Genomic DNA, 14563 nt, shown 5'->3' with positions numbered 1-14563 from the left:
ATATTGAAGGAGAACACCGTGCCGAGACCGACGAACCAGCAGACGAACGCCAGCACGCTGGTGATCCACAGCCGCGAACGACGGCTGCGCTCCACCAGGTAGGCGACCATCGGTTCGAGCATGGAGATCGCCGAGGTCCAGGCGGCGATCAGCACCAGGATGAAGAACACCACACCCATCACCTGGCCGAAGCCGACGTTGCCGAATGCCAGCGGCAGGGTGACGAACATCAGCCCCGGCCCTTCGCCCGGGTTCAGCCCGGCGGAAAACACGATGGGGAACAGGGCCACGCCGGCCAGCAGCGAGACGAAGGTATCCATCAGCGCCACAGCGATGACAGTGGCGCCGATGGAGGTGTGCTTCGGCATGTAGGCGCCGTAGATCATGATCGAGCCGACCCCGACGCTCAGCGAGAAGAACGCATGGCCCATGGCGGGCAGCGTTCCCTCGAGCAGCCGCGAGGTATCGAAATTGAACATGAAATGCAGGCCCTGCATGAAATGCCCGGTGGTCATGCTGTAGCCGAGCAGGATCAGCAGAAGGACGAACAGCAGCGGCATCATGATTCGCAGGCTTTTCTCGAGCCCGGCGACCACGCCCTTGGCGATCACCCAGGCCGACAACGCCATGAACACCGTGTGCCAGAGGATCATCCGCCAGGGATCGTCCACCAGCGCGCCGAACAACGCCGCGCCACGCTCGGCGGTGGCGCCCTGGAAGTCGCCGCGCCCGACGCCGAGGATGTAATCCAGCGACCAGCCGCCGACCACGCTGTAGAACGAAAGGATCAGCAGCGCGGTGATCATCCCGGCGAAGGCCGCCCAGGACCAGACGGGCGTATGCCCGGCGGCGACCGCCAGCTCACGCAGCGCGTTCGCCGGACTCTGCCGCGCGCGCCGGCCGATCAGGGTTTCGGCGAGCATCACCGGCAGACCGATCAGCGCGATGCAGGCAAGGAACACCAACACGAAGGCGCCGCCGCCGTAGACGCCGGTCATGTAGGGGAATTTCCAGATGCTGCCCAGACCAACCGCGGAACCGGTAGCCGCGAGAATGAACACCCAGCGACTGGTCCAGCTGCCGTGCACTGAAACCTTGTCCATCGATTGCTGCCCACCCGGTCAAAAAAGAGCGCGCATTGTCCGGGTTTCATCCAACCCCCTCAAGCGCACGTCTGCGGCATAGCCGCGCCGTTGTCGACTCTCTATAATGCCGCCCCTATGGCCAAGCAAAAGAAAACATCTCCGGGTTCCATCGCGCAGAACAAGAAGGCACTGCACGACTTTTTCATCGAGCAACGCTTCGAAGCGGGCCTCGCTCTCGCGGGCTGGGAAGTGAAAAGCCTGCGCGCCGGCAAGGCGCAGTTGGTCGACAGCTACGTGCTGCTCAAGGACGGCGAGGCGTGGCTGATGGGTTGCCACATCACGCCGCTCACCACCGCCAGCACCCACGTCATCGCCGACCCCACCCGCACGCGCAAGCTGCTCCTGCACAAGCGCGAACTGGGCAAGCTGTTCGGCGCCGTGCAGCAGAAGGGCTACGCCTGCGTGGCGCTGTCGCTGCACTGGAAGAAGCACCTGATCAAGTGCGACATCGCCCTGGCGAAGGGCAAGAAGGAGTTCGACAAGCGCCACACCGAGAAGGAGCGCGACGCCGATCGCGAGGTGCAGCGCGCGATGCGCACCAAGGGCAAGGACGAGTAATCGCCGCCCGCCTTCGGACGGCTCCGCGGGTTTCCAGCCCGCGCCGTCCGAACCTCATCTAACCGCTACAAGCCCTGACGACGCTGCGCCCGCGCCACGCGCTGGGCTTCCTGCTGGGCTTCGGCGAGCACTTCCTGAACGTAGTGGATGTGCCGGTTGGAGATATCCCGGGCGTCTTCGGCGCGTCGCTCGATGATCGCGTCGAACAGCTCGCGGTGCTGCTTCATCAGCATGTCGCGGGTCTCGCTGCGGCGTTCGTACATTCCGCCGATGTTGGTCACCACGTTGCGCTTGAGCAGGTCGAACAGCGCGCGGATGGTGTGCAGCAGCATGCCGTTGTGGCTGGCCTCGGCGATCGCCAGGTGGAAGGAGGCGTCGGCCGCGCCCTCTTCGACGCTGACCTGCGGGTTGCGCAGGTAGCACTGCTGCAGCGTGTCGAATGCCGCGCGCAGGCGCTGGTGATCCAGCTCCGTGGCGCGAATGGCCGCGTAGTACGCGCAAGAGCCTTCCAGCGTGTGGCGAAACTCCAGCAGATCGCGCTGCGCTTCGTCGCTGCTTTCCAGCAGGTGCATGAGCGGGTCGCTGAACGCCGAGCCCAGGGTATCGACGACGAAGGTTCCGCCGCCGTGCCGACTCATTAGCAGGCCACGCGCGGTGAGCTTCTGAATCGCTTCGCGCAGCGAGGGCCGTGACACGCCGAAACGTTCCGCCAGGGCTCTTTCGGCGGGCAATCGTTCACCAGCACGCAAGGTGCCTTCGAGGATCATCGTCTCGAGTTGCGCAACGATAGTGTCCGACAAACGACGCTGACGAACCTGACCAAACTCCAATGACACCGTTCTCACCTCGAAATGGTCGCCGCTGTGGCGATCGTCAGGCAGCGGGCGCTACCCGCTGGGAAGACTAGACAGCCCGTTTACAGCCCACAAGAGACACGGCATCCAGCGGTCTTCGACCAAAGTATGAGCCGCTCAAATTGACACCCACATAGCCCGCTTTTAATCTGGGCGCGTGACGCTGTAAATTGGTATTACCACTTTATCTGCACGCACCGGGACCCGCAACACCCTGCGAACCGGGCAGCTACAACCACAATAAACAGGGGAGTCCCCATGCAGACTTGGCAACAGATCTACACCCCGCTTGGCAGCCTGTGGCTGTCCGCGGCGGTCGCACTGATACCGATCGTGTTCTTCTTCCTCGGCCTCGCGGTATTCCGCATGAAGGGCTACGTCGCCGGGACCATCACCCTGGCCCTCTCCATGCTGATCGCCATCTTCGCCTTCGACATGCCCGTCGAGAAGGCGCTGGCCTCGGCCGGCTACGGCTTCGCCTATGGTCTCTGGCCGATCGCCTGGATCATCGTCGCGGCGGTATTCCTCTACAAACTGACGGTCAAGAGCGGCCAGTTCGAGATCATCCGCAGCTCGGTGCTGTCGATCACCGACGACCAGCGCCTGCAGATGCTGCTGATCGGCTTCTCCTTCGGCGCGTTCCTCGAAGGCGCCGCCGGCTTCGGCGCACCGGTGGCAATCACCGCGGCCCTGCTCGTCGGCCTCGGCTTCAACCCGCTGTATGCCGCCGGCCTGTGCCTGATTGCCAACACCGCGCCAGTGGCGTTCGGCGCGCTGGGTATCCCGATCATCGTCGCAGGCCAGGTCACCGGCATCGACGCGTTCAAGATCGGCGCCATGACCGGTCGCCAACTGCCGCTGCTGTCGCTGATCGTGCCGTTCTGGCTGGTGGCGATGATGGACGGCCTGCGCGGCATCAAGGAAACCTGGCCCGCCGCACTGGTTGCCGGTGCCAGCTTCGCCGTTGCGCAGTTCTTCACCTCCAACTTCATCGGCCCGGAACTGCCGGACATCACCTCCGCGCTGTTCAGCCTGATTTCCCTGACCCTGTTCCTCAAGGTCTGGCAGCCCAAGCGCAGTGGCGCCGCGGCCAAGGAAGCCGAAGTGGTCGGCATCACCGCGGGCGGCGCTGCCGTGGTCGGCGGTTTCGGCGGAGCCCGCTCCACGGTCGCCTCGCCCTACAGCTTCGGCCAGATCCTCAAGGCCTGGTCGCCGTTCCTGATCCTCACCGTGGTCGTCACCATCTGGACGCTGAAGCCGTTCAAGGCGATGTTCGCCGCGGGCGGTGCGCTGTACAGCAGCGTGTTCACCTTCGCCGTGCCCTACCTCGACCAACTGGTGATCAAGGTGGCCCCGATCGTCGCCAACCCGACGCCAATGCCGGCCGTGTTCAAGCTCGACCCGATCTCCGCCACCGGCTCCGCGATCTTCCTCTCCGCGGTCCTGTCGATGTTCATCCTGCGGATCACCCCACGAATTGGTCTGACCACATTCAAGGAGACCCTGGTCGAGCTGAAGTTCCCGATCATGTCGATCGGCATGGTGCTGGCCTTCGCCTTCGTCACCAACTACTCCGGCATGTCCACCACCATGGCGCTGGTTCTCGCCGGCACCGGCGCGGCCTTCCCGTTCTTCTCGCCGTTCCTCGGCTGGCTGGGCGTGTTCCTGACCGGCTCGGACACCTCGTCCAATGCCCTGTTCGGCTCGCTGCAGGCGACCACAGCGCACCAGATCGGCGTGAACGACACGCTGCTGGTGGCCGCCAACAGCAGCGGCGGCGTGACCGGCAAGATGATCTCGCCGCAGTCCATCGCCGTGGCCTGCGCCGCGACCGGCCTGGTGGGCAAGGAATCCGACCTGTTCCGCTTCACCCTCAAGCACAGCCTGATCTTCGCCACCTTCGTCGGCATCATCACCGTGCTGCAGGCCTACGTGTTCACCGGCATGCTGGTGCACTGAGGCACTGACCGCGGTTGACTACGCTGTCAGAGCCCACGCGGGACGGATGCCAGTCGGCATTCCGTTCCGCAGGCGTTTACAGCCACCTGGAGCGGGACATCCAGGCCCGTCGGCAGCGCCGCGACTCGCCGCGCATCTGCGCCGCAGGTGCACCGACATCCAGTTTCCCTGTCGAGGACGACGCCTACCTGGCGCCCGCCTCGCTTTCCCAAACGGTGTGAACACATGATCATCTCCGCCTCTACCGATTACCGCGCCGCGGCCAAACGCAAGCTGCCGCCCTTCCTGTTCCACTATGTCGACGGCGGCGCCTACGCCGAGTACACCCTGCGCCGCAACGTCGACGACCTGGCCAGCATCGCCCTGCGCCAGCGCGTACTGCGCAACATGTCCGAGCTGAGCCTGGAGACCCAGCTGTTCGGCGAGACCCTGTCGATGCCGGTTGCCCTGGCGCCCGTCGGGCTGACCGGCATGCTCGCCCGCCGCGGCGAAGTGCAGGCTGCACGCGCCGCCGACGCCAAGGGCATTCCCTTCACCCTGTCCACCGTGTCGGTCTGCCCGATCGAGGAAGTCGCGCCGGCGATCAAGCGGCCGATGTGGTTCCAGCTCTACGTGCTGAAAGACCGCGGCTTCATGAAGAACGCCCTCGAGCGCGCCAAGGCCGCCGGCGTGACCACCCTGGTGTTCACCGTCGACATGCCCACTCCCGGCGCACGCTACCGCGACGCCCACTCCGGCATGAGCGGCCCGAACGCCGCCCTGCGCCGCGTGGTACAGGCCATGACCCACCCGCTGTGGGCCTGGGACGTGGGCCTGAACGGCAAGCCGCACGACCTCGGCAACATCTCCACCTACCGTGGCCATCCCACCGGGCTGGAGGACTACATCGGCTGGCTGGCGACCAACTTCGATCCGTCGATCTCCTGGCAGGACCTGCAGTGGATTCGCGATTTCTGGGACGGCCCGATGGTCATCAAGGGCATCCTCGACCCCGAGGACGCCCGCGATGCGGTCAAGTTCGGCGCGGACGGCATCATCGTCTCCAACCATGGCGGCCGTCAGCTCGACGGCGTGCTCTCCAGCGCGCGGGCGATGCCGGCGATCGCCGATGCGGTCAAGGGCGACCTCAAGATCCTCGCCGACTCGGGCATCCGCAATGGCCTCGACGTGGTGCGCATGATCGCCCTGGGCGCCGATACCGTGCTGCTCGGGCGTGCCTTCGCCTACGCACTGGCGGTGGACGGCGAAGCCGGCGTGACCAACCTGCTCAACCTGATCGAGAAGGAAATGCGCGTGGCGATGGTGCTCACCGGCGCCAAATCCATCAGCGAAATCAGCGCGGATTCGCTGGTCCGCGAACTGGGCGAATACCAGACCACCCGCCACGTCGACTAAACCGATGAGGCCGCGCGGCGCCCTCGCCGACGCGGCCCGCCACAACCGAACCTGGAGCCTGAATGAACACGTCCGTCGCCCTGCCGGCCGACTTCGTCGCCGCCGTCGAGCAGTTGATCCCGCGTGAGCGGCGTTTCGACGATCCGCTATCGACCCTTGCCTACGGCACGGACGCGAGCTTCTATCGCCTGATTCCGAAGCTGGTGGTGCGCGTCGAGTCGGAGCACGAAGTGGTCGCGCTGTTGCGTCAGGCGCAGGCATCCAAGGTCCCCGTGACCTTTCGCGCGGCCGGCACCAGCCTCTCCGGGCAATCGGTCAGCGACTCGGTACTGATCGTCCTCGGCGATCACTGGAACGCCCGCGAAATACGCGGCGAAGGCACGCAGATCCGCCTGCAGCCGGGCGTGATCGGCGCCCAGGCCAACGCCTGGCTGGCCCCGTTCGGACGCAAGATCGGGCCGGACCCGGCCTCGATCAACGCGGCCAAGATCGGCGGCATCGTCGCCAACAACTCCAGCGGCATGTGCTGCGGTACGGCGCAGAACACCTACCACACGTTGGCCGGCCTGCGCCTGGTGCTGGCCGACGGCACGGTGCTGGACAGCGAAGACCCGGCCAGCGTCGCTGCCTTCGAGCAATCCCATGCAGCGCTGCTCGAACAGCTGGCCGAACTCGGCCGGCAGACCCGCGCCAACACCGGGCTGGCGGCAAAAATCCGTCACAAGTACCGATTGAAGAACACCACCGGGCTGTCGCTCAATGCGCTGGTGGACTACGACCAGCCGCTGGACATCCTCAACCACCTGCTGGTCGGCTCCGAAGGCACGCTGGGGTTCATCAGCGCGGTGACCTACGACACCGTGCCGGAGTACCCGCACAAGGCCACCGCCTTCATCGTCTTCCCCGATGTGGAAACCTGCTGCCGCGCGGTGCCGGTGCTCAAGCAGCAACCGGTTTCCGCGGTGGAACTGCTCGACCGTCGCAGCATGCGTTCGGTGCAGGACAAGCCGGGCATGCCGGCCTTCGTGCAGACACTGTCCGAAGGGGCCTGCGCGCTGCTGATCGAGTCGCGCGCGGCCAGCCACAGCCTGCTTCACGAACAGCTCGGGCAGATCATGGCCTCGCTGGCCCCCTTCCCCACCGAGGCGCGAGTCGACTTCACCGAGGACCCGGTAGAATACGGACGGCTGTGGGCGATCCGCAAGGACACCTTCCCGGCCGTCGGCGCGGTGCGCGAGACCGGCACCACGGTGATCATCGAGGACGTGACCTTCCCGGTCGAACAGCTGGCCGAGGGCGTCAACCGGCTGATCGAACTGCTGGAACGGCATCACTATGACGAGGCGATCCTGTTCGGCCACGCGCTGGAGGGCAACCTGCACTTCGTCTTCACCCAGAGCTTCGAGACGCCGGAGCAGATCCAGCGCTACTCGGCATTCATGGAAGACGTCGCGCAACTGGTGGCGGTGGAGTTCGGCGGCTCGCTGAAGGCCGAGCACGGCACCGGACGCAACATGGCGCCCTTCGTCGAACTGGAATGGGGCAACGAGGCCTACCAACTGATGTGGTCGCTCAAGCGACTGCTCGACCCCAACGGCATCCTCAACCCGGGCGTGGTGCTCTCCGAAGACCCGGACATCCACCTGAAGAACCTCAAGCCGCTGCCGGCCGCCGACACCCTCGTTGACAAGTGCATCGAGTGTGGCTTCTGCGAGCCGGTCTGTCCGTCCAACGGACTGACCCTGACCCCGCGCCAGCGCATCGTCATGTGGCGCGACATCCAGGCCAGGCACCGCGCGGGGGTCGATACCACCGAGCTGGAGGCCGACTACGCCTACCGCGGGGTGGACACCTGCGCCGCCACCGGCCTCTGCGCCCAGCGCTGCCCGGTGGGCATCAACACCGGCGAACTGGTGCGCAAGCTGCGCAGCGTGCACGCGCACCACGCCAAGGCCGCCACCTGGACAGCCGAACACTTCCGCACCGCCATGCTTGGCGCCCGCTTCATGCTGCACGTGGCCAATGGCGCGCGGCTGCTGCTCGGCGCGCCGCTGCTGGGCCGGACCTCCGCCGCGCTGAGCAAGGCCAGCAAAGGCCGCGTCCCGCTGTGGACGCCGGCCATGCCGCAGCCGATCCAGAAGCTCAACCTGCCGGAATCGAATGCCGACCAGCGCCCGCGCGTGGTCTATCTGGCGGCTTGCATTTCGCGTGCGATGGGCCCGGCGTCCGGTGACAGGGAACAGCTGCCGCTGCTCGACAAGACCCGCGCGCTGCTGGAAAAGGCCGGTTACCAGGTGGTCTTCCCGAAGAACCTCGATAACCTCTGCTGCGGCCAGCCGTTCGCCTCCAAGGGCTACTTCGAGCAGGCCAACCGCAAGCGCCAGGAAACCCTCGACGCATTGCTCGAAGCCAGCCGTGGCGGGCTCGACCCGATCTACTGCGACACCAGCCCCTGCACCCTGCGGCTGGTCCAGGAGCTCGCCGACGAACGCCTCGACGTGCACGACCCGGTGCGCTTCATCCGCACCCACCTGCTCGACCGTCTGGACATCGTCCCGCAGGAAGCGCCGATCGCGGTCCACGTCACCTGCAGCACCCAGCACCTGGGCGAAGGCCCGGCGCTGATCGAAATCGCCAAGCGCTGCGCGAAGACCGTGGTGATTCCCGAAGGCATCCATTGCTGCGGATTCGCCGGCGACAAGGGCTTCACCACCCCGGAGCTGAACGGCCACTCGCTGCGTTCGCTCAAGGACGCGGTGCAGCACTGCGACGAAGGCATCTCCACCAGCCGCACCTGCGAAATCGGCCTGACCCAGCACGGCGGCATCGATTACCACGGCTTGGTGTATCTCGTCGACCGCGTCTCCCGCCCCCGAGCCAGGCCTCTAACTGTTTGATTACACAAGTCTTTAGCCCCGTCACGTACGGGGCATTTTTTTGCTGAAACAAACCTCAGCCAAGCGGCGCGAGAAAAAAATGAACCCCTGGCAATTCGCCGGAGTCCATTTTTGCAAGTCCGGTAATAAAAAGGACTTGTTCGAAACGGCCACCCGCGGAAGCGAGAAACCTCGATCCAGAGCGCTTCCACGGTGAGTCGAACGGGTAAGCCAAAGGCGCCTGTGCCGAATCTTTGACCGAGGAGAAAAACATGAAACGTACCGCGCTTGTTTTTGCTGCCGCACTCATGGCATCGCCGGTTTTCGCCGCAAGTGACCTTTGTGACGTGAACCTGCAGAAGATCGATGACGGCATGACCACCGCCCCGACCCTGGGCGAACCGATGAAATCCGAAGTGGCCGAACTGAAGGCCGAAGCCATGAAGGCGCGCGACGCCGGCGACGAGAAAGCCTGCATCGCTTCCAGCGGCAAGGCACTGCAAATGATGAAGGCGCCCGGTGATGGCGGCGGCAGCGGTAGCGGCCAGTAAGCGGTCCGTTCTGCGTATTGCCAGGAAGCCGGCCGTGTGCCGGCTTTCTGGCGTAGCGGTCGACGCCGAATGCCCGCTGCAGTAGACTACGCCGCTGCAACACCGTTACACCGCTCAGATTTGGGGCCGATTAGGATTCGACGCCGGTAACAAAACTTGAGGGGCATGCCGAGTTGGTAACAGAACTCGTAAATCCACTGTTGCAAATTTATAGTTGCCAACGACGACAACTACGCTCTAGCCGCCTAAGTGCCGCTAGCTGTCCATAGGGGATGCCTGTAAACCCGAAGATTCTGGACAGTCAGATAGAACAGGATCGCCGCCAAGTTCGCTGTAGACGTAACGGCTAAAACTCATACAGCTCGCTCCAAGCGCCCTGCCACTCGGGCCGCGCGGAGTTAACTCAGTAGAGATGGCTAAGCATGTAGAACCGATAGTGGAGAGCTGGCGGACGGGGGTTCAAATCCCCCCGGCTCCACCAAATTAACCCCTGATTTTCCTAGCGAAAGTCAGGGGTTTTTCTTTGGGTGCAGAAAGCGCATCGAAAGCCCAGATTGTTACCCTCCACAATGCGGCAACGGGCATGTCGCAGGTCATGGCAGATCACCCGTCCCTCACTGCGTGGGAGCTGGGATGCGCTGCAGCACGGCGTCGTAGGCCGGAAGGTCAAGGTAGGCCGTCACTTCGAAGGCCTTGCCGTCACGCATGTGGAAAATCCATGCATAGCTGTTGCGATAGGGCTGGCCGTCACGGGCGACACCGGCACCGTCCCACTGGATGATCAAGTGGTCGCCATCGGCCCAGATCTGCTTGCTGACCGGGCGCACCGGCGCGGACAGGCGTGAAACGAAAGGCTGCACCGCTTCGGACACGAACGAGTCCAGGCCGTGATAAACGCCGGCACTGGGGCCGGAACCCTTGATGGTCCACACCACATCCGGCATCAGGATGTCGCGAAAGAAGGTAGTGCTGCCGGCCGCCCAGCGATCGAAGGCCTCGGTGACCGCCTGTTTGTTGCGGGCCTCGACGTCGCTGCTGGCATTGGCGAGCGCCGGCCCCGGCAGCAGAGCGCCAAGGAGCAGTGCGCCGGCCAGGGTCGCCGCGCGGGTAACACGTAACGTTGGAATACGCATGGCTGAGTTCTCTTAGGGTTACTGGTCATCAGCGGCGTGCTCGAAAGCGGACGTGCACACCCGGTCTTTACGTGAAAGAGCCTGCCCTTGCGGCATGCCGTGGTCGTAGCAGGATCGTCCCGAATGCTTGCCCGATCCTCCTGTCGAAAAGCGCTGCAACATTTCGGCTGGGGAAGCAACTAGGTCTCGCGGGCTAAGCGGTAGCCATCACCGCCCTGTCGTGCCGGCATTAAGGCTCGATCTGACAATCTGCAGGTTCCCTCGCCATGCATGATGAGATCGCCAAGAACGGAAAGGCCGGAAGCCCTTCTCGTTCAGCATCCCTGGAGAGATGGATCGGCCCCATCTAATGAATACGTGTGGTCCCACACCTCACATCGTGTTGGTGTCCGGGGTGCAGATATACGGCCCGAGTTCAGGGGGTCACCGAACCGGCGTCGAGCGCTTGCTTAACGCGTCGGCCTGCTTGCCCAGGTACCAGCCAAGTGCTCCCCAAAACAGGGCGCAAGTGGCACCTACCAACGCCACCGGTACTACGCCCTGACCGAGCATATCAAGGCCACTTTTTACCCAGCCGCTCAGGGCGTCGCCTGCCCGGTAGACGACCGTATCGATAAACCCCTTGGCTTTGTATTTACTCTCGGCATCCAGGGGCGCGAAGAGCATCTCCCGGCCGGGGCGGACGAAGGCGTATTCACCGATGCGCCTGACGATCATCAACGCCGCCAACATGGCGAACGTGGGCGCCAGGGCGAGGCCGACAAAGCCCACGCAAACCAGCGCCGGTACGATCGCCAGCAGCACGCGCACCCCCTGCTTCTGGGCGATGCGCCCGATGATGAACAACTGCGACAGCAAGGCACCGGCCTGAACGATCACATCGATGATGCCGAACACCCTGATCTGCGAATCGCGGTCCGGAAAGCGCTCGGCCACCAGGCGTGCCTGCTCGAAATACAGAAAGGTCGTCACGGTGGCGAGCAGTACAACGAACCCGGCGATGGCGAACAGATAACGCGACTGCATGACCCGCGTAAGGCCGCTGAACGGGTTGCCCGTCACCGGCTTGCGCGGACTCTCCGTGACGGGCGCACCGGGTCTGCCGGCGCCACCGATTTCCCGCCAGCGCATCAGCGGCACTTTCAGTGCCAGCGCGACGCCCAGCAGCACAGCCGCCAGCAACACCAGCCCGGATTGACCAATGGGCCCAACAAGCAGCGCGCTCGTCGCCGGCCCGACCAGGCCACCGACGCTCGCGCCCGCCGCAATGAAGGCGAACAGCCGCTTGGCCTGACGCCCATCGAACACATCGGCCATCAGGCTCCAGGCCACCGAGACCACGAACAGGTTGTAGACCGAAATCCACACGTAGAACACCCTCGCCAGCCAGACGTTGTCAGCGCTGAACTGAAACAGTCCGGCGAAGGCCAGCAGGTTCAGACAGAAGAACCCGTAGACCCAATCGACGAAGTGAATACGCGGCACACGGGAGCTGAGCCAGGCGAACAACGGCACCGCCACCAGCATGACCACGAAGGTGACGGTGAATAGCCATTGCAGGTTCTCGATGCCGGCCATGATGCCCATCGACTCGCGAATCGGGCGCAGCATGAAATAGCCGGAGAACAGGCAGAAAAACAACGCGAACCCCGCCAGCGCAGGTTTCAGCTCATGGCGCTCGGCGTTGATGGCAGCGCCGAGGCGCTGTACCAGAGTGACTGACAGCATGATGACTCTCCTCGCCTGGCGCCTGGCGCCTGGCGCCTGGCTTAGCGGTAGCTGACACCGGTCAGCTGTTCACTAACTGTCCATAGACGAGTGGCCGCCGCCGCGTCTTTCGCGGCGGCCGGTACGCTGGCCAGCCCCAGAGGACCGCGCTTTTCTCCCTCGCCCGTCGGGCCGTAGTAGGCGTCTGGCTGCGCTTCGACGGCGGTGGCTGCGTACAGCGTCGGCAGCGCACCCTGAGCGGCAGAGTGATAGCGCTCGCGGTCCTTGGCCCAGTTGCGCCCGAACTCGCTATCCAGGCCTGGACCGCGCTCGATCAGCTCCGTCACGGCCACGCCAGGGTGCGCGGCGATGCTCCGAATCCCCCAGCCTTGCGCTTCGCTGCGGCGCTGCAGTTCGAGGGCGAACATCAGACCGGCCAGCTTGGACTGGGAATAGGACGCGTAAGGGTTGTAGGACCGCTCGGATTGCAAGTCATCGAAGTCGATGGTGCCGCGCGCGGCAGCGATGCTGGACAAGGTCACTACCCGTGCGCTGTCGCTTTTGCGCAGCAGGGGCAGCAGATGGGCGGTCAGGGCGAAGTGGCCCAGATAGTTGGTGGCCAGTTGCGACTCGTAGCCATCGGCCGAGGCGACACGCTGCGGAGGAGCCATGATCGCGGCGTTGTTGATCAACCCATCGAGGCGCGGCAGGGTCGCGCTGAGGCGTTCGCCGAGCGCCTGGACCGATGCCAGGTTGGCCAGGTCCACCGCCTCGAAGTGAACCTGGGCGTCGGCTACCTCCTGTTTGATACGGGCAATGGCTTCATCGCCCCGTTGTGGATTGCGTGCAGCAATCACCACCTGGGCGCCAGCGGCCGCGAGGGCCTTGGCGTCCTCGTAGCCCATGCCGCTGGTGCCGCCCGTGACGAGGAAAATACGCCCACTCTGCGAGGGCATGTCCGCCAGGCTCCAATCCGGTTTTGGCCGGCTCTGGGCGCTGGCGATGCCGACGTCCAGCAGGCAGCCCAGGACCAGACCGATGGTTGCAAGGCCTCTGCGCCACCCGGCGCTGGCGATACGGATGGGATCCATCTGCAGGGTTGCACTTGTCATCGTTCGATCCTCACGTAGGGAATGACCTGACGAACCGCTACAAGGCGGTGCCGTCGACGTGAGGCATTGTTAACCCGTGGATTATCGCCGATAAGCCGTACTGAAATGGACGCTATGTACGCTCAACCGTACAATCCGCTCTTCCTTTTAGGAGAGCCGCCATGCGCCAACCCAACCTGACCGATGTCGCCCTCTTCGCCGCGGTGGTGGAAGCGGGCGGGTTCCGGGTGGCAGCCCAGAAACGGGGCATGTCGGCCTCGTCCATCAGCGATGGTGTCCGCCGGTTGGAAAGCGATCTGGGCATCAGGCTGCTCAATCGCACGACCCGCAGCGTGGTCCCGACGGAAGTCGGTGCACGCCTGCTGGAGCGGCTACGCCCGGCTCTCGAGCAAATGAGCGCGGCCTTCGGCGACCTTCACGAAGATGCGCAGCGCCCTGTGGGGACCCTGCGCCTTAATGTACCGGTGCCCGTCGCGCGTTTCGTACTGCCCAGGCTGGTCCCTGCGTTTCTCGCACGCTACCCGGGGGTGAGCATCGAAGTGACGATGGATAACACCTTCATCGATGTCATCGCCGCCGGCTACGACGCGGGCGTCCGCTACGAGGAAAGCCTGGCCAAGGACATGATTGCGGTGCCCATCGGCCCACGTCGACAACGCTTCGTCGCCGCTGCAGCGCCGGCCTATCTGGAGCAGAACGGCACCCCGCTGCACCCCCGCGACCTGCTCAATCACCGCCTGATCGGCCACCGCTTCGAGAGCGGCAAGCTGGGCGTATGGGAGTTCGAAAAAGACGGAGCCAGAGTGCGCGTACCGCCTCAGGGACCGCTGCTCAGCTCATCCCAGGATCTGGAAGTGGGCGCTGCGCTAGGCGGCGTCGGGATTATCTACACCTTCGAGGAGTACCTGGGGCCGCTGATCGAGCAGGGCACGCTGTTACCGGTACTGGAGGACTGGTGGCAGGCATTCGACGGCCCCTACCTGTACTACAACGACCGCAGGCACGTGCCTTCGCCCCTTCGCGCATTCGTAGATTTTCTGAAAACCGAAGCCTGATCGGGCTGAAGTCGCCCGCGCCGGGCAGTCGCGGCGTGAACGTTACAGGCCGACGCCGTCGTCGCCCCCGCTCCCAGATCCTCCACAGACCGCGCGTCAGTCTCGACGAAGGGCGCCGATCTCCTGTCCTGCTTCCAAACAGGGCACCGGCTTTGGCGAGCCAACGCGGACTCCAGCGCCCCACTCAGCGGCAGTATTAGGCAAGACAGCCAGCGAAT

Annotated in this window: 11 protein-coding genes and 1 other RNA gene; 7 read left to right on the top strand and 5 right to left on the bottom strand. The window is 64.5% G+C overall.

All coding sequences use genetic code 11. From position 1 onward, the window contains the following. Nucleotides 1-1103: sodium-dependent transporter (locus B3E91_RS15150; protein WP_287030227.1), on the bottom strand; the 1103-nt coding region annotated here is incomplete at its 3' end. A 117-nt stretch (nucleotides 1104-1220) separates the two neighbouring features. On the opposite strand from B3E91_RS15150, the gene smpB reads away from it, so the two are divergent. After that, entirely contained in the window at nucleotides 1221-1703 is a 483-nt protein-coding gene (smpB, locus tag B3E91_RS15145) for an SsrA-binding protein SmpB (RefSeq protein WP_090223652.1), read from the top strand. A gap of 65 nt (nucleotides 1704-1768) precedes the next feature. Here smpB and B3E91_RS15140 read toward each other — a convergent pair whose 3' ends face one another. Beyond that, nucleotides 1769-2533 (bottom strand): GntR family transcriptional regulator, encoded by a 765-nt coding sequence (locus B3E91_RS15140; RefSeq protein ID WP_090223653.1) that lies wholly within the window; start codon nucleotides 2531-2533, stop codon nucleotides 1769-1771. A 282-nt stretch (nucleotides 2534-2815) separates the two neighbouring features. Here B3E91_RS15140 and B3E91_RS15135 point away from each other — a divergent pair, with 282 nt between their 5' ends. The 5 genes from B3E91_RS15135 (at nucleotide 2816) to ssrA (ending at nucleotide 9819) form a co-directional block, all read left to right on the top strand. Further along, nucleotides 2816-4516 carry a lactate permease LctP family transporter gene (locus B3E91_RS15135; protein ID WP_090223655.1) on the top strand — a complete coding sequence of 567 codons (1701 nt, stop codon included), beginning with the start codon at nucleotides 2816-2818 and terminating at the stop codon, nucleotides 4514-4516. A 225-nt stretch (nucleotides 4517-4741) separates the two neighbouring features. After that, complete coding sequence (gene lldD, locus B3E91_RS15130; RefSeq protein ID WP_090223657.1) at nucleotides 4742-5911, top strand: FMN-dependent L-lactate dehydrogenase LldD; 1170 nt, start codon at nucleotides 4742-4744, stop codon at nucleotides 5909-5911. A 62-nt stretch (nucleotides 5912-5973) separates the two neighbouring features. Further along, nucleotides 5974-8808, top strand: coding sequence for an FAD-binding and (Fe-S)-binding domain-containing protein (locus B3E91_RS15125; RefSeq protein ID WP_287030218.1), 2835 nt, complete (start codon nucleotides 5974-5976; stop codon nucleotides 8806-8808). Nucleotides 8809-9059: 251 nt separating this feature from the next. Further along, nucleotides 9060-9338, top strand: a complete 279-nt coding sequence (locus tag B3E91_RS15120) for a hypothetical protein (protein ID WP_273234697.1) — start codon at nucleotides 9060-9062, stop codon at nucleotides 9336-9338. A gap of 122 nt (nucleotides 9339-9460) precedes the next feature. Then, nucleotides 9461-9819: a transfer-messenger RNA gene (gene ssrA / locus B3E91_RS15115) on the top strand. Nucleotides 9820-9952: 133 nt separating this feature from the next. Here the strand turns inward: ssrA and B3E91_RS15110 are convergent. From B3E91_RS15110 to B3E91_RS15100, 3 genes are all read right to left on the bottom strand, one after another. Then, the gene (locus B3E91_RS15110) at nucleotides 9953-10471 is read right to left on the bottom strand and encodes a nuclear transport factor 2 family protein (protein WP_287030217.1); all 519 of its coding nucleotides are present in this window, start codon (nucleotides 10469-10471) and stop codon (nucleotides 9953-9955) included. A 423-nt stretch (nucleotides 10472-10894) separates the two neighbouring features. Further along, on the bottom strand, nucleotides 10895-12199 hold the full coding sequence (locus tag B3E91_RS15105) for an NTP/NDP exchange transporter (protein ID WP_287030216.1): 1305 nt from the start codon (nucleotides 12197-12199) through the stop codon (nucleotides 10895-10897). Nucleotides 12200-12240: 41 nt separating this feature from the next. After that, on the bottom strand, nucleotides 12241-13290 hold the full coding sequence (locus tag B3E91_RS15100; protein ID WP_287030215.1) for an SDR family oxidoreductase: 1050 nt from the start codon (nucleotides 13288-13290) through the stop codon (nucleotides 12241-12243). Nucleotides 13291-13451: 161 nt separating this feature from the next. Here B3E91_RS15100 and B3E91_RS15095 point away from each other — a divergent pair, with 161 nt between their 5' ends. Next, a complete protein-coding gene (locus B3E91_RS15095) occupies nucleotides 13452-14345 on the top strand; it encodes a LysR family transcriptional regulator (protein ID WP_287030214.1) in 894 nt (297 codons plus the stop codon). Nucleotides 14346-14563: the final 218 nt, after the last annotated feature.

The sequence above is a fragment of the Pseudomonas sp. UBA6310 genome (assembly GCF_002438225.1).
Taxonomy (GTDB): domain Bacteria; phylum Pseudomonadota; class Gammaproteobacteria; order Pseudomonadales; family Pseudomonadaceae; genus Pseudomonas_O; species Pseudomonas_O kuykendallii.
Note: the sequence above shows the minus strand (reverse complement) of the source record. Positions and strands in the feature narration are given on the sequence as shown.

What these genes read in the sequence shown, in the direction of transcription:
- smpB (WP_090223652.1), top strand. Translation starts at nt 1,221, where the DNA reads ATGGCCAAGCAAAAGAAAACATCTCCGGGTTCCATCGCGCAGAACAAG.
- B3E91_RS15135 (WP_090223655.1), top strand. Translation starts at nt 2,816, where the DNA reads ATGCAGACTTGGCAACAGATCTACACCCCGCTTGGCAGCCTGTGGCTG.
- lldD (WP_090223657.1), top strand. Translation starts at nt 4,742, where the DNA reads ATGATCATCTCCGCCTCTACCGATTACCGCGCCGCGGCCAAACGCAAG.
- B3E91_RS15125 (WP_287030218.1), top strand. Translation starts at nt 5,974, where the DNA reads ATGAACACGTCCGTCGCCCTGCCGGCCGACTTCGTCGCCGCCGTCGAG.
- B3E91_RS15120 (WP_273234697.1), top strand. Translation starts at nt 9,060, where the DNA reads ATGAAACGTACCGCGCTTGTTTTTGCTGCCGCACTCATGGCATCGCCG.
- B3E91_RS15110 (WP_287030217.1), bottom strand. Translation starts at nt 10,471, where the DNA reads ATGCGTATTCCAACGTTACGTGTTACCCGCGCGGCGACCCTGGCCGGC.
- B3E91_RS15105 (WP_287030216.1), bottom strand. Translation starts at nt 12,199, where the DNA reads ATGCTGTCAGTCACTCTGGTACAGCGCCTCGGCGCTGCCATCAACGCC.
- B3E91_RS15100 (WP_287030215.1), bottom strand. Translation starts at nt 13,290, where the DNA reads ATGACAAGTGCAACCCTGCAGATGGATCCCATCCGTATCGCCAGCGCC.
- B3E91_RS15095 (WP_287030214.1), top strand. Translation starts at nt 13,452, where the DNA reads ATGCGCCAACCCAACCTGACCGATGTCGCCCTCTTCGCCGCGGTGGTG.